Annotated in this window: 10 protein-coding genes; 3 read left to right on the top strand and 7 right to left on the bottom strand. The window is 64.1% G+C overall.

Features of this window, described 5'->3' with window-relative positions; translation table 11 throughout:
- Window positions 1-367 precede the first annotated feature (367 nt).
- Complete coding sequence (locus AC1DX5_RS18805; protein WP_478016701.1) at window positions 368-2,725, bottom strand: putative bifunctional diguanylate cyclase/phosphodiesterase; 2,358 nt, start codon at window positions 2,723-2,725, stop codon at window positions 368-370.
- A 342-nt stretch (window positions 2,726-3,067) separates the two neighbouring features.
- Here AC1DX5_RS18805 and AC1DX5_RS18810 point away from each other — a divergent pair, with 342 nt between their 5' ends.
- Entirely contained in the window at window positions 3,068-6,070 is a 3,003-nt protein-coding gene (locus tag AC1DX5_RS18810; RefSeq protein ID WP_465174088.1) for a TonB-dependent receptor plug domain-containing protein, read from the top strand.
- Window positions 6,071-6,331: 261 nt separating this feature from the next.
- On the opposite strand, the gene AC1DX5_RS18815 is transcribed toward AC1DX5_RS18810, so the two are convergent.
- From AC1DX5_RS18815 to AC1DX5_RS18835, 5 genes are all read right to left on the bottom strand, one after another.
- Window positions 6,332-6,472: a hypothetical protein gene (locus AC1DX5_RS18815; RefSeq protein ID WP_465169556.1), complete on the bottom strand. Its 141-nt coding sequence runs from the start codon at window positions 6,470-6,472 to the stop codon at window positions 6,332-6,334.
- Between the two features lie 108 nt (window positions 6,473-6,580).
- Window positions 6,581-7,579 carry an alpha/beta fold hydrolase gene (locus tag AC1DX5_RS18820; RefSeq protein WP_465169555.1) on the bottom strand — a complete coding sequence of 333 codons (999 nt, stop codon included), beginning with the start codon at window positions 7,577-7,579 and terminating at the stop codon, window positions 6,581-6,583.
- A 167-nt stretch (window positions 7,580-7,746) separates the two neighbouring features.
- Entirely contained in the window at window positions 7,747-8,430 is a 684-nt protein-coding gene (locus AC1DX5_RS18825; protein ID WP_478016703.1) for an ATP-binding protein, read from the bottom strand.
- A gap of 155 nt (window positions 8,431-8,585) precedes the next feature.
- Window positions 8,586-9,233, bottom strand: a complete 648-nt coding sequence (locus tag AC1DX5_RS18830) for a response regulator transcription factor (protein WP_478016705.1) — start codon at window positions 9,231-9,233, stop codon at window positions 8,586-8,588.
- A complete protein-coding gene (locus AC1DX5_RS18835; RefSeq protein WP_478016707.1) occupies window positions 9,230-11,641 on the bottom strand; it encodes a PAS domain-containing sensor histidine kinase in 2,412 nt (803 codons plus the stop codon). Before AC1DX5_RS18835 ends, AC1DX5_RS18830 begins: the two co-directional genes overlap by 4 nt.
- A 410-nt stretch (window positions 11,642-12,051) precedes the next feature.
- Here AC1DX5_RS18835 and AC1DX5_RS18840 point away from each other — a divergent pair, with 410 nt between their 5' ends.
- The gene (locus tag AC1DX5_RS18840; protein ID WP_478016710.1) at window positions 12,052-12,804 is read left to right on the top strand and encodes a winged helix-turn-helix domain-containing protein; all 753 of its coding nucleotides are present in this window, start codon (window positions 12,052-12,054) and stop codon (window positions 12,802-12,804) included.
- A gap of 210 nt (window positions 12,805-13,014) precedes the next feature.
- Here AC1DX5_RS18840 and AC1DX5_RS18845 read toward each other — a convergent pair whose 3' ends face one another.
- Window positions 13,015-14,784: a fatty acyl-AMP ligase gene (locus tag AC1DX5_RS18845; protein ID WP_478016712.1), complete on the bottom strand. Its 1,770-nt coding sequence runs from the start codon at window positions 14,782-14,784 to the stop codon at window positions 13,015-13,017.
- 118 nt (window positions 14,785-14,902) lie between these two features.
- Between AC1DX5_RS18845 and AC1DX5_RS18850 the strand changes: the two genes are divergently transcribed.
- On the top strand, window positions 14,903-15,442 hold the full coding sequence (locus AC1DX5_RS18850) for a regulatory protein RecX (RefSeq protein WP_478016715.1): 540 nt from the start codon (window positions 14,903-14,905) through the stop codon (window positions 15,440-15,442).
- Window positions 15,443-15,454: the final 12 nt, after the last annotated feature.

A 15,454-nucleotide genomic window follows, 5' to 3' on the forward strand; every position in this document is an offset into this window, starting at 1 on the left:
GGCGGGGGCAGGAGTGGGTAAGGCTGGCCGTGAGCGGCCTGAATTGAATGACGTTCTAAAAAGTAGATACGCCTTGGTACCTTCCTGGAATTCGCGGCTTGTCTAATGATCAACTCTAGCCAACCGCTTTCTCGCCGGCCGCTAGGAGCCGGTGCGAAATCCTTCCAAGCTTGCACATTTGTGCCCGAATTGTGCCCTTGAACGAAAAACGAAGGGGAGGTAGGGTCTAGAAATCGGCAGATTTCTGCCGTTTTCGCCGTTCGGATGTTGATTGATTGTTTGCTTTGGAGACCGACGCTCTAACCAACTGAGCTACACCCCTGTGCGGATGCGGGCTTTAGCGTGACGTTGGGCGGGGGGCAAGCGCTCAGGCGGCCGCTGACGCGCCCCAGTCGCGATCGGCAACCGCGCGCGCTTCCTCGACCGGCAGCGGGCGTCCGAAATAATAACCCTGGACCCTGGTGCAGCCGAGATCCTGCACCATGCGGTGTTCCTGTTCGGTCTCGACGCCTTCCGCGGTGGTTGCCATGCCCAGGCTTTGCGCGAGCGCGACGACGGCACGGATGATCGCGATCGCCTCGGGCACTTTCCGCGAGGCGCCCTGCACGAAGCTGCGGTCGATCTTGATCGAGGAGAATTTGGTGCGGCTGAGATAGCCGAGCGAGGAATAGCCCGTCCCGAAATCGTCGAGGCTGAGCCGCACGCCCAGATCCATGATGCGTTCCAGCACCTTGGTCGCGCCAGTGCCCTCGCGCATGAACACGCTTTCGGTCACCTCCAGCTCGAGCCGTTCCGGCGTCAGGCCGCTATTGGCCAGCGCCGAGGCGACGATCGAGACGAAGGCGGGGTTGTGGAGCTGGTCGGGCGAGACGTTCACCGCCACGCGCACCGGCGATTTCCAGCGCGCTGCTTCCTCGCAGGCGGTGCGCAGCACCCACTCGCCGATCGGGGCGATCAGCCGGGCGTCTTCAGCGAGCGGGATGAACTTCACGGGCGAGACCGTGCCGAACTGCGGATGAGTCCAGCGCAACAGAGCCTCGAATCCGGTCAGCGCGCCCGTTATGGCATCGACCACCGGCTGGTAGTTCAGGTGCATCTCGTCATTCTGCACGGCCTTGCGCAGTGCCACTTCGAGGACCCGGCGTTCCTCCGCCTCGACATGCAGTTGCGGCTCGTAGATGCGCACGACTCCGCCGCCGGCATCCTTGGAGCGGTACAGCGCGAGGTCGGCGGAACGGATCAGCATTTCGGCGTTGCGACCATCGCGCGGACCGGTCGCCACACCAACGCTGGCGCCCGTGTACAGCGTATGCTGGTCGAGCTCATAGGGGCGCGACAATACTTCGATGATGGTGTGGGCCAGCTGCTCGATGCGGGCCGAATCGCCGGCGTCGCGCACGACGACGGCGAATTCGTCGCCACCCAGGCGCCCGACCACCTCGTTGTCGGTCATCAACTGGCTCAGCCGTTCGGAGACCCGGCCGAGCAGGCGGTCGCCGATCGGATGGCCGAGTGTGTCGTTGACGGCCTTGAAGCGATCGAGATCGATCATCATGAAGGCGCAGCGGCTGCCCCATTTCTCCGCATCGGCCAGGGCGTGGACGAGAGCCTCGTTGACCAGCAGGCGATTGGGCAGGCCGGTCAGCGTGTCGAAACGCGCCATGCGGTTGATCTTGTCGGCCGAGGCGCGCTGCTCGGTGACGTCGGAGCCGACGCCGCGGAAGCCGATAAAGGCGCCGTGATCGTCCAGCCGGGGATTGGCGGCGATCTCCCACCAGCGTTCCTCGCCATTGACCTCGACCGGCAGCAGCAGGTCGCGGAAGCTTTCGCGACCCTTCAGCTTCGCTGCCAGCGTGCGCAGGCCGGCGGAGAAATTGCCGGACTCCCAGGCGGAGCCGGCCAGCACCTGGAGGAACGGCATCCCGTTGACCGAGAGGGGATCAAGCCCGACCGAATGCGCGAAGCGGGGCGAGGCGCGGACGATGCGGCGATTGGCGTCGGTCTCCCATAGCCAGTCGGCGCTATGCTCGGCGAACTCGCGGAGCAGCAGGCTGACGGTCTCGTCGCGCTCGGCCAGCGCGATCTCGCCCGCGCGGATCACGACCAGCGCCTTGCCGCGCCCGAAACAGACCAGCATCAGCAGCACGGTAAAGACGATCGCGGTCGAGGCGAACAGCGATCCGCCGACGAAATAGAGCATCACCGCGACGGCGGCGCCGAGGATGCCGAGGAAGCTGAGCGTCGCCATGGGCAGGGCCGCCATGGCCACGGCCGATGCGGTCATCAGCAGCGCGACGACGATCCACAGGCCGAAGGCGGTCGTCGGGTCAGCGCTGATGCCGAAGGCCAAAGGCGGCACTGACCAGACCGTGGCCAGCGCGATCCCTTCGATCACGGTATGGCGGACGTCGCGCAACGTCGCGGTCTGCGCGGTGCGATGACGGAAGGAAAGGCGGCGGAACGTGATGGTCACGGCGACCGTCGCCACCGCGGCGCCCCAGCTCGCCAGCGCCCAGAGCGGCGCGATCGGCTGGAGCACCATGGCGACCAGCATCGCGCCGACCACATTGGCCGCCAGCAGGAACAGGGCGAGCTTGCTGCCCGCATTGACCTGGGCGGCACGAATCGGCGCCCAATCAGTGGTGTCGGCCGGGTCGTACAGGCCGAGCAGCGCGCGGCCATCGATACGCGGGCGGGCGAATTGGGAGGCGGGACGAGTGCTCACGCCGCTATCGCTACACCAGCGTTGGTTAGCGGATGGTTAGACGAGGAACCGATTCGGAGGTTTTATTTTCGTACGATGTCGTGTCCATATGCGGGCCACTGCCGCAACACCTGCCGAAGGGCGGTCACGATTACTTCTACAGGTCCGGCGTACGGTTCTAGCGCGGGCATAGCGGGACTGTGTTGCACAATTGTAACACGGTGGCTGGAAAGCTCCGCACCGGACCTTATCCAATTTACAAAAATTGCTCTGCAAGACACGTAGGCTCCATCGGGCGTCCAAAGCGCCCGGCTCGGCTCATTCGGCCGATGCACATAACCATAAATATCGGGGGCTTCATCAATGCGTTCATTTCATCGCCTTAACGCCACGCGTCTGTGTGCCAGTGCCGCGCCGCTCGCCCTTCTGCTGGGCCTGAGCAGCCCTGCCTTCGCGCAGGACGCGCCGGCCAGCGCCACGCCGGCCGACCAGGCGGCCGAAGGTGAATCGGCGGACATCGTCGTCACCGGCTCGCTGTTCCGCCGCACCGATACCGAAACGCCGTCGCCGGTCACCGTGCTGACCGCGGACAGCCTGGCCAAGGCGGGCATCACCACGGCCGCCGAAGCGATTCGCTCGGTCTCGGCCGATAGCGGCGGCTCGATCGGCGTCGGCTTTCAGAGCGGCTTCTCGGCCGGCGGCGTCGCCGTCTCGCTGCGCGGCCTCGGCGTCTCGTCGACCCTGGTTCTGGTCGATGGTCTGCGTTCGACCAACTTCCCGATCAACGACGATGGGCATAACGCCTATGTCGATCTCAATTCGATTCCGTTCAGCCTGATCGACCGTATCGAAGTGTTGAAGGACGGTGCGTCCTCCACTTACGGTGCCGATGCGATCGGCGGCGTGGTCAACCTGATCATGAAGAAGCAGTTTGTCGGCGTCGCCGGCACGGTCGAGGCCGGCGCCAGTGAGAAGGGCGACGCGGGTCACCAACGCGCCAACCTGACGGTCGGTTATGGCGATTATGCGGAAAAGGGCTTCAACGTCTATCTGAACGGCGAATTCCAGCAGGACGGTCGCGTCACCGCGCACAGCCGCGGCTTCCCGTACAATAACCGCGATCTGACTTCGATCGGCGGCGCGGACAATAACGGTGCCGACAACTCGCTGACCACCGCGACGCCGAACGCGGTCGTCGTGCGCACGACTCAGAGCAATCTGAACAATCCGCTGAGCGGCGGCACGGCGGTGCTGACGACCCAGTATCAGTCGCTCAACCTCAACTGCGCGGCCGGCACCTACACGCAGGTCAGCGCGGCGGTGAACGGCGTGGGCTGCAAGCACAATATCGAAGACGAATATTTCCAGCTTGCTCCGCTGCAGCGCAAATATTCGGTCAACGGTCGCATCAGCCTCCGTCTGGCCGACAATGTCGAAGCCTATGTCACTGGCAGCTATTCGAACAGCTATGTCAGCATTCTCAACGCCCCGCGCGCCCTGCGCAACACCCAGCCTTATGGCGGCGCACCGTCGCTGGCGTCGAGCAACCCCGGCATCGTCCTGCCGGTCTATATCTGCACCTCTGGCGTCAATTGCGCGACGCCGGGCACGCCCGGGCGCGCGCTCAACCCGAACAATCCCTATGCGGCTGCCTTTGCCGCCGATCCTGCCAATGGCGCAGCGCGCATCTACTATCTGTTCGGCGACATCAAAGCCGGCAGCGACCGCACCAACGAAGTCTATCGCTTCGCCGCGGGCCTGAACGGCAGCTTCGGCGACGACTGGACCTGGAAGATCGACGGCGTCTATGCCCGCGACAATCTCGAGATCGTCCAGCACGGCTATCTGAACATCGCCGCCACGCTCAACGCGATCAACACCGGCAGCTATAATTTCGTCAATCCGTCGCTGAACTCGCAGGCGGTGCGCGATGCCATCGCACCGGACAAGATCACGCCGTCGCATTCGGAAATGTATTCGGTCGACGCCGCGATCACCAAGCGGCTGATCGAGCTGCCCGGTGGCCCGCTCATGGTGGCCATCGGTGGCCAGGTGCGCCGCGAATCGCTGGAGAACAACAACCAGAATGCCGCGCTCGATACCTATAGCCTGACGACCTCGTCGGCGTTCGGCCAGCACACGGTCTCGGCCGGCTATTTCGAAATCGCGGCACCGGTGCTCGATATCCTCGAGATCAACGGTTCGGGTCGCTACGACCATTATTCGGAAGGTTTTGGCCGCTTCTCGCCCAAGATCGGCTTCAAGTTCACCCCGATCAAGCAGCTGGCGGTCCGTGGTACCTATTCGCAAGGCTTCCGCGCGCCGACCTTCGCTGAATCCGGACCGCGCTCGCAATATGCCGGCTTCGTCACCACCACGCCGTCGTGCCTCTTCATTCTGGCGCACAACGGCACCGGCAACACCACGACCTGCTCGGCCAATGGCAATCCGTACAACCTGGCCTATTCGGTGGGCCGCGGCTTCGTCGGCAACCCGAACCTGAAGCCGGAAACGTCGCGCAGCTTCACCGCCGGCGCGATCTTCGAGCCGGTGCCGTGGCTCAGCATGACGGTCGACTATTATAACGTGAAGAAGTCGAACCTGATCGCCAACGGTCCGGATGCAGGTAAGGCCATCACTGCCTATTATTCGCAGTCGACACTGGCAGCCGCCACGGCGGCCGTTGCGGCGGTAGGCCCGGGCTATTCGGTCAACACGATCGACGGTGTCGATCCGGCGGCGCCCAACGCACTGCCGCGGTTGCTGATCATCAACGCGCCGTTCGTCAACGTGAACTACGATCTGACCTCGGGTCTCGACTTCTCGGCGACCGCTCGTATCCCGCTCGGCGACGGCATCCGCTTCACCAGCCGCGCCGAGGCGACTTATGTCATTCAGTATGACCGCCACACCGCGTCGGGTGTGCAGAAGTTTGCCGGTACGCTCGGGCCGTACGATCTGTCCTCGGGCAACGGCACGCCGAGCATTCGCGGCAACTGGCAGAACACGCTGGAAGTCGGGAAGTTCTCGCTGAGCGCAACCGCCTATTATGTCGGCAGGATCAAGGAGGTCGCGACCGACCAGGGCAATCTGTCCACGGCGTGCGCGGCGAACCTGTACAAGACGCCGACTGACGGCACCGGCAACAGCTTCTGCTATGTGAACAGCTTCATCACCGTCGACATGAACGCGACGGTCCGCGTGAACGACCAGTTCAGCTTCTTCGCGAATGTCGGAAACGTGCTCGGTGCCCGCGCACCGATCGCGCCGGCGTCCTATGCGAGCTCGCCGAACTTCCTGACCACCTGGCACTATGCCGGTCTGATCGGGCGCACGTTCAAGGCAGGCGCAAGCTTCAAGTTCTGATCGTACCACCGTCGAAAAACTGGGGCGGCTCCGCAAGGAGCCGCCCATTTTTCATCACCTAGAGTAGCTTGCATTACATCAGAGCCACCACCACCCGTTCGTCCTGAGTAGCCATCGAGTAGCCGCGCAGCGGCGTATCGAGAGGGCGTATCGAAGGACAGGTTCCGCGTGACAACCTGTCCTTCGATACGGGCTCTCGATACGCCTTCGGCACCTCGATCCCTACTCAGGACGAACGGATCAGATTTAACGCTCGCCGCTCTAGTCGAGCTTGGTCTCGAGCGTCGTCCAGGTGTTGAGCTGCGTCCCCAGGCCTTTGCGCGCTTCGTTGGCCTGGCCGACCAGCGCGCCGATCGGCGCGGCCGCGCCACCGGTGGCGAGGGTGAAGCCGATCGCCGCCACCAGAACGAACAGGCTGACGCCGAGCGCGATGCCCGACGCCGTCGTCCTGGGTGCTCGCCACTCTGACCTCGGCCTGGCTCAGATTGCCGCCCCAGCCCGTTCATGAGCTCAGGGCTTCGCCAGTTTTCGATCAAGAAAGTCGTTGATGAGCGGTGCCATCTCGTCGAGCTTGTCCTCGAGCGCGAAATGACCTGAGTCGAGGAGGTGGAATTCGGCATCCGGCAAATCGCGGCGATAAGGATAGGCGCCTTCCGCGGGGAAGATCGTGTCGTTCTTGCCCCAGACGATGAGCGTCGGCGGACGGCGCGTCCGGAAGAAGTTCTGGAATTGGGGATAGAGCGGAACATTGGTGCGATAGTCGTAGAGCATGTCGAGCTGGATCTCCCTGTTCCCCGGCCGATCCAGCAGCGCCTGGTCCTGCACCCAATTATCAGGCGCGATCCGCGCGACATCGCTCATGCCGTCGGTGTACTGGAACTTGGTGATGTCGAGGGTCACGAGGCGACCCAGGGCGTCGCGGTGCTGCGTTGATCCGTCGGCCCAATAGGCCTTGATCGGATCCCAGAAGGCGCGAAGCCCCTCCTCATAGGCATTGCCGTTCTGGACAATGAGCGCGCTGACCCGTTCGGGATGCTTGAGCGCGAGGCGATAGCCGACGGGTGCGCCGTAATCCATCACGTACATCGCGTATTTCCGCGCGCCGAGCTGCCCGAGCAGCGAGTCCATCATGTCGGCATAATGGGCAAAGCTGTAGGTGAAATGCGCGCGATCCGGCGCATCGCTCTGGCCGTAACCCGGATAGTCCGGCGCAATGACGCGATACCGGTCGGCGAGCAGAGGGATCAGGTTGCGGAACATGTGCGACGAGGTCGGGAAGCCGTGCAGCAGCARCACGACCGGTGCGTCCGCCGGCCCGGCCTCGCGATAAAAGACCTTCACGCCGTCGATCGTCGCATATCGATGGAAGATCGGGACCGGGGCGCGGGGCTCAACCGCCGCGGGGGCGCCGGAGGCAGCGAATGCCTGGGGCGCGGACGCCGTGCCGGCGATGGCAAGCAACAGGGGCAAGGTCAGTCGGTTGATCTTGGGGATTTTTACATTGCTCATGACGTCCTCCATTGCTTCGCCGTGTTGGGTGAGCGGCGGATCGACTTCTACAGTCCTGGAAAATCGATGGGCGTTAGCACTGGTGAATTCCGGTAATTTATCCTTGCGGCAGCGGCCGCCCGGGCCGGCGCGCCCTGCCCTGGGACAGCCGCGATCGAAGGATTGCGTCAGGGGCGGGTATCGTCGCCCGCGACCAGCATGCCGAATGTCTCGATCGTCATGCGCAGGTCGAACGCGGTGCCGGAGCGGCACCTGCGCGCCGTCATCCGGATTCCGGCTGCGCGCGCCAGCTCGGCAATGATCGCCGTCCCGGCCCGCGGCGTCACGCTCGTCGGCTGCATGCCGATGCCGTCATCGCGCACGGCACAGTGGATTTCGCCGTCGTGGCTCGCCAGGTCGACATGGATCAAACCGCCCGGGCCCTGAAAGGCGTGCCGCGCCGCGTTCGTCAGGAGTTCGGCGACGATCATCAGCAATGGCCAGCCGCGCGCGGCATCGATGCGGATCTCGGCCGAGCGACAATGCACGAACGCGGCCTGTCCGGCGAACCGCGCCTGAGCCTGATAACGACAAAGCGCGCAGAGCTTGTCGGCAAGATCCATCACGTCCTCGCGCGGTGGCTGGAGGAGGCGCTGGATCGCCGCCAGGGCATGCAGCCGCTCGATCGCCGTCGTCAGCTGGTCCCGGACTCGGTCGAGCGTCGTTCCGCCTGCGGCGATACGCACCTCGGCGCAGGCAACGGTGAAGTCATTCGCCGAGCGGTGGATGAATTCCGCCAGAAGCAACGTGCTTGCGAGCTCTACGTCGCTCGGGTCCGTTGCATGACGGGACCAACTGGTGTCCGGTTGCATATCGGCCTTCCCCTGAAGGGCATCGGCGCAGTGCGCCGTCTTGCGCTGCGGCCGCTCGGGGCCCGCAACAGGACTTATCGGACAAGCCAGGCGACTGCCCGTAAATTGAGGTTAAGCTGCGCGGGGCCGAGCGCTGGGGCAGGGGCGGGCGACCGTCAACTTCCTTGCGTGCCGTCCCGAATACCCAGCGCGTCCGCCATCCTCACCAGCTTGGGGACCGAGTCCGCCCCCATCTTGCGCATCACATGGCCGCGATGGAGTTTGACCGTCGCTTCGGTGAGATCCACCTCGGCTGCGACCTGCTTGTTGAGCCTTCCGGTCGCGACGAGCGCCATGATCTGGCGCTCCCGCTCGGTAAGCGTCGCATATCTCGACTGCAGCTCCAGGCGTTCGCGCGCCTCGCTGCGGTGCAGCCTGTCCTGCGCGATGCCGCGATTGACTGCCTCGAGCAGGTCCTGCTCGTGAACGGGCTTGGTCAGCACATCGACCGCGCCAGCCTTCATCGCCCGCACCGCCATGGGAACGTCGACATGGGCGCTGATCAGCACGGTCGGCCAGGACGCGCCGCCCTTTGCCATCGCTTCCTGGAATTCGAGGCCGCTTTGGCCGGGCAAGCGGATGTCGAGCACGATACAGCATGGTCCGCCGGGCGCCTCGGCGCTTTGAAACGCCTGAACTGAACCATAGGTCGCAGTAAGGAGCCCGACAGACTCGAATAGACCGCGCAATGCCTCGCGCACGCTTGCGTCGTCGTCGATCACGACGACGATCGGCTCTTCATCGTCACCGCGCTCGACCGTCACTGGCTTCTCCCCGGCGCCATGGGCACGGTGAAGCTGAAGGCACTGCCCCGCGGCGCATTGTTCGACGCCGAGATCGAGCCGCCATGCGCTTCGATGATCGACCGGCAAATCGACAGGCCCATCCCGATTCCGTCAGGCTTGGTGCTGAAAAAGGCCTCGAAGATCTGGTCCACTAGCTCGGCCTTGAGGCCCAAGCCCGTATCCGTGACGCTGATCCTGGCGAACCCATCGCCATCGGCAGCAGTGCATATCGTCAGACGCCGTCGCGCACCGTCGGTTTCCGCCATCGCTTCCACGCCGTTCATCACCAGATTCAGCACGACCTGCTGCAACTGGGTGCGATCGCCCAGCACGATCAGCGGCTTTCGCGCGGCATCGAAGCTCGCGGTGACGCCGCGGCGCCGGAACTCGCCGTTCAACACCAGCAACACGTCGCGGATCGCCTCCTGTACGTCCATCGGCTCCATGCGGACGGGCGCCTTGCGCGCCAGCGCCCGAATACTCGCGATGATCTCCCCGGCGCGATGTCCGTCCCGGATGACGCGTTCGGCTGCCTGCCGCGCCTGGACGGGGTCGAATTGCGTCTCATCGAGCCACCGGAGGCACGTCCCGGCGTTGGTGACGATCGCCATCAACGGCTGGTTGACTTCATGCGCGATCGAGACCGCCAGTTCACCCAGGGTCGTCATGCGTGCGACGCGCGCGAGTTCGCTCTGACTCTGTCGCAACTCCTCCTCGGCGCGCTTGCGATCCTCAATTTCGATGAGCGCGCCGTACCATTTGGCCACATCGCCATTGTCGTCGAGCAGGGGAGCCTGTCGCAAGTTGAACCATCGATATTCGCCATCCGCACGGCGAATGCGTCCATCGACTTCCTCGCCGCGCTTTGCCGCTCGCACCCGGTCCCAGCTGCACCGCATCGTTTCCAGGTCATCGGGGTGGAAGATGCGATAAAAGCCTTCTTCCATGATGTCCTCGAACCGAAGACCGCAGAAGTCGAGCAGGTTCTTGTTCCAGAAATCGACCTTTCCATCGGCGTTGGCTGACCAGGCCATGGCGGGTATCGTATCGATGATCAGTTTCAGCCGCTGCTCGCTCGCCTTGAGCGCATCCTCCGCACGCTGCAGATCTTCGAAGTCGATATTGGCGCCGACCCATCGAACCACGCCGTTCGCGTCCGTTATCTTCTGCCCGGCGAAGTAGAACCAGCGATATTCTCCATCGAACCGTCGGATTCGCCCTTTCAGGCTCATCCGGTCTTTCGTGGCGAGGCAATCCTTCCAGGTCTCCACCATGTCGGCCACGTCGTCCGGATGGTAGAAATTGAGGAAGCCCCATTCCAGAATCGTCTCGGCGTCGACGCCGGCATATTCCGCCCATCGCTGGTTGACGAAATCTGCGCCCCCGTCCGGGCGGGCGACCCAGGCGAGAACCGGGAGTGAATCGATGATGAGACGGAGATTCTGCTCGCTCGCCGCAAGAGCGGACTTGGTGTCCTTCAAGGCATTTTCGGCGCGCTTGCGATCCTCGATATCGAGGACCACCCCATACCATTTGATGACGTTTCCCTTCGTGTCCAACAACGGCTTCTGCCGCAGCGTGCACCACCGATAGTCGCCGTCGGCACGCCTGATTCTGCCATCTACCTCGCGACTGCGCTTCGACGCCATGATCTCCTGCCAGGCGGATAGAAGATGAGGCGTGTCGTCGGGGTGGAAGATGCGGTAGAAATTGAGCCCGCCGATCTCCTCGAACGGCCCTCCGATAAAATCCAGGAAATGCTGATTGCCGAAGTCGAGCATTCCGTCCGGCGTCGCCGACCAGGCCATGGCCGGGATGGTATTGATGATGAGGTTCAGCCGCCACTCGCTTTCCGCCAGCGCCTCTCCTGTCGGCTTTTCCGGGCGCATGTCGGTGGGGGGCGCGCGGTCGCTGAGCTCGCGTACCTCGCGGATGGCGAGGCTTGCCTCGCTTGCCGCGATCCGCAACTTCAGCAATTCGTCGGGCCGGGGAAACCCGTCCCGTCGCGACACCGCGATGAGCTGCCCCATACTGGAGATGGCGCCGAGCGGAAGCGACACGGCGAACAGTTGATCGCCCCCGATCGAGAGCATGGCCGCCGACGATTGCGGATCGCTCTCGAGCCAGGTTTGCACGGCGGCGAGCATGGGCTCGAGCCCATTGGCATCGGCGGCGCGCCGGAAGATGTGCGGGGTTTCGCTGAAGCGAAGGCCGACGAAATCCAGCCCGAGCATGTCGAGCAGCGTTTCCAGAACGTGCTCGGCGATGAAGGTAGGATCGACGCCTTTCCACGCCGCCGGCAGCCGGCTCAACCGGTCGATATCGTCGCGGCATTGCTGCAACTCTCTTGCCTCGCCTGGCGCGACAGACCTCGTGTGTCCGCTCACTACAGCTCCCGCCCAACATCATTCACCGCGGGCCGTGGGGGCGTTCACGGCAACCGAAATCCGACGTTCACCCTAGCGCACGCGAAAGGCCGCTGCCACTCGACTAACGTCGATCGCGACACGACCATGCGCTAGGCATTCAAGAAATAATGGGGGTTCCGGCCCCTTTTGTGGGCGCGATGCCGCACCTTGGTTGATAGGACGGCGGCGCTTCACGCTTGTGTGATCCGGCCTCGACCAAAGTCGAGCGAAGCAGGACTCACATCCAATGATCGACGACCAAGTTGAATTTGAGGGCTCGTTACGAGCGAGCTACGATCCGATCGACAGCAGCGGAGACATGATCGCATTTCCAGCAATTCGTTTGAACGCGGCTGTTGTTCAGGCGAGCCAAAACAGGGGTGGATCACATGAGCGAAGCAAGGATTTTCTATTTTGGACCGTTCCTGCTCGTGCCCGAGCGCCAATTGCTCACGCGCGGCGACGCCCGGGTGCAGATCGGTGGACGTGCCCTCGATCTGTTGACCGCGCTCGTGGAGCGGCCAGGAGAACTCCTGTCCAAGAAAGATCTCATGGTCCGGGTCTGGCCCACGACGACGGTCGATGAAAGCAACCTCAAGGTCAACATCGCCGCGCTGCGGCGCGCGCTGGGCGACGATGTGGGCGCCGTCAAATATATCGCGACCATGCCGGGGCGAGGGTATCGCTTCATTGCTCCGGTCGAAACGCGGGCGGCTTTTGGCCAACCCCGGGAAGCGCCCGCGGGCGAAGGGAGCCTACAACCGCCCGAGAGGGAGAGTGTCGGCTGGACCGAGCATGATGGCGATCTATGCGTTCCGACAGATGCCTCGATGCTTGATGTTTCGGATCAATGGACAGGCATGCGAGTGGTCAATGTCCCCTCGATCCAACAACCCAGGGCTGGCCTGTCGCCCCTGCACGACCTGTTTGAGCGTGCCGGATACGGGATTGTCATCGATGGGGAGATGACGCTCTGGTTCGATGAAACCGTGGTGTTGCTCAAGCCCGGCAGCGTGGTGACACGACGCGGCTCCAATCATCCGATCGAGACCCTTTCGGCCGGGCCCTGTCGCATGCTCTGTGTCCTGGTCCCCCGCGACCGCGACGTCTCCATTGTTTCGGAGCTGTGCAGCGATATTTAATCAAGTAGTTGATTAATAAAATAATTGCCAAAGGCGCATCATTTAGAATGTCAGTGAACTGCATGACATTCTGAGCAACCCGCCTCGATTCAAACTATCCGTCGCTGCCGCTATTTCCGGCACCGTGATTTATGAACCCGACTTCGCCGATCAGGCCCACCATGAGCCGTTGAGAGCGACCGACGAAGAGTGGCCCAGCCGAGCCGCGCCTTACGCCGCGATGTCGTAGGGCTTGATCTCGCCATTGAGATACAGATTGCGCGCCTTGGCGCGGCTGAGCTTGCCCGAGCTGGTGCGGGGCAGGGTGCGCGGCGGGATCAGCTCGATCACGCAGTTCATGCCGGTCACCGACCGGACGCGCTCGCGGATTTCCTCGCGCAGCCGCACGCGCTCGGCATCGTCCGAGCTGCGGCATTGCACCAGCACGGCGGGGGTCTCTTCACCGCCCGGCGTGGTGATGGCGAAGGCGGCGATGTCGCCCGCCTTGAAACCGGGCAGCTGCTCGACTGCCCATTCGATGTCCTGCGGCCAGTGATTGCGGCCGTTGATGATGATCATGTCCTTCGCCCGGCCGACGATATAGACATAGCCATCCGACATGTACCCCATGTCGCCGGTGTCGAGCCAGCCATCGACCATGCAGGCGTCGGTCGAGGCCTGGTCGCGGAAGTATCCGACCATCACCGACGGGCCCGAGCACCAGACCTTGCCGATCGCACGCTCGGGAAGCGGCGTGCCGTCTTCCTCGCGGATCTCTACCTTCATGTCGCGCACCGGCTTGCCGCAATTGACGATCGCACGGTAGCGCTGCGGCCGGTCCTGCCCCGCGGCGACGCCGGAGAGCTGGGTTTCCTCGACCAGCTCGACCCGAATGCCCTGGCCCGGCGGCATGATCGATACGGCCAGCGTCGCTTCGGCGAGACCATAGCTCGGCAGGAAGGCGGAAGCCTTGAAGCCGGCATCGGCGAATGCGTCGACGAAGCTCTGCATCACGTCCGGGCGGATCATGTCCGCGCCATTGCCCGCGACGCGCCAGCGCGACAGGTCGAAGCGGTCGCTCGCCTTGGTCTGGCTCGACATGCGGCGTGCGCAGATGTCGTAGCCGAAGGTCGGCGAATAGGAGAGGGTGGTGCCCTTGTTGCGGCTGATCATGTCGAGCCAGGCGAGCGGGCGCCGCGCGAAATCCTCGGTCTTGATGTAATCGGTCGAAACCTGGTTCGCGACCGGCGACAGGAAGCAGCCGACCAGGCCCATGTCGTGATACCAGGGCAGCCACGAGACGCAGCGGTCGCTCGGCTGCAATTCCATGCCGTGGCCGTGCGCCGCGAGATTGTTGAGCAGTGCGTGGTGGGTGATCGCCACGCCGTGCGGAAAGCGGGTCGATCCGCTGGAATATTGCAGATAGGCGATATCGTCGCCCTTGGCCGAAGGCAAAGCGACGTCGGGTACGGGACGCGCGACCAGCTCCGACCAGTCGACGCCCTCGAGCCTGGCGAGGCGGGCCGCTTCGCCGGCCATCTGGGCCAGTTCGGGCGGGTAGATCAGCATGGTCGGATCGCAGCTCGAAAGCTGGACGCGGAGCTGCTCGATATAGGAATCGCGGCCGCCGAACGAGGTCGGCAGCGGCAGCGGCACCGGCCAGGCGCCGGCATAGACCACGCCGAAGAACAGCGCAGCGAAATCCGGGCTGGTCTCGGCGACCAGTGCGATACGATCCTCCGGCTTGACGCCGGCCGCGATCAGCCGGCGCGCCATCGCCAGCGCATCCTCGCGCAGCTCGGCGAACGGATAGGGCCGGACGAGGCCACCACGGGCATCGTGGAAGTTGAGGCCGCGAACGCCGCTAGCCGCGAAATCGAGCGCTTCCCCAAGCGTTTCGAAATCCGCGAAGCGCCGCGCGAGCGAATCTTCGGTGGGCGTCGAGGTCACCGTGGCGCGCTCCGCCAACAGCTCTTCCGATCCCGGAACGTCACTAACCATTATTCCTTGCGCCCTTGAATGCGGCCTTTCCCCAAAAGCCGCTCCACTATGAAAGCCTGCATCTCTGCCGCTTCCAAGCGTTCAAAATCCGTTCCGAGTGTGGCACAATGATGGCGTGATGCCGCAAGCCCGCCCCAGCCGAGAGCGCCGCCCGCCGCCGCCGCTCGATGCGGGAGCGCTGGAAAGGCTGGCCTTGCGCTATGTCGAACGCTTCGCGACGACCCGGGGGCGCCTGACATCCTATCTGACGCGCAAGATCCGCGAACGGGGCTGGGAAGGCGAGCGCGGCGACCCGGCGGCCCTCGCCGAGAAGCTCGCCCAGCTGGGCTATATCGATGACCGGGCGTTCGGCGAGGCGCGCGCCAGCGCGATGGCGCGGCGCGGGCTGGGCAAGCGCCGCGTGGGCGGTGTGCTGCGCCAGGCCGGGATCGGTGAGGAGGATGCCGAGGCGCTGGCCCCGGCGATCGAGGCGCGACGTGTCGAGGCAGCGCTGACCTTTGCCCGCAAGCGTCGGATCGGGCCGTTCGCTGCGGTTGCGCCGGATCGGCCGCAGCGCGAGAAGCAGATCGCGGCGATGATCCGCGGCGGTCACGACTTCGCGCTGGCGCGCCGGATCGTCTCGATGGCGCCCGGTGAGGATATCGATCAATTCGAGTGAATTCGGTTGAAT

It is taken from the genome of Sphingomonas sp. P2_B6 (assembly GCF_056404755.1).

Coding starts and splice junctions, on each gene's coding strand:
- AC1DX5_RS18810 (WP_465174088.1), top strand. CDS start 3,068: ATGCGTTCATTTCATCGCCTTAACGCCACGCGTCTGTGTGCCAGTGCC.
- AC1DX5_RS18825 (WP_478016703.1), bottom strand. CDS start 8,430: ATGCAACCGGACACCAGTTGGTCCCGTCATGCAACGGACCCGAGCGAC.
- AC1DX5_RS18845 (WP_478016712.1), bottom strand. CDS start 14,784: ATGGTTAGTGACGTTCCGGGATCGGAAGAGCTGTTGGCGGAGCGCGCC.
- AC1DX5_RS18850 (WP_478016715.1), top strand. CDS start 14,903: ATGCCGCAAGCCCGCCCCAGCCGAGAGCGCCGCCCGCCGCCGCCGCTC.
- AC1DX5_RS18840 (WP_478016710.1), top strand. CDS start 12,052: ATGAGCGAAGCAAGGATTTTCTATTTTGGACCGTTCCTGCTCGTGCCC.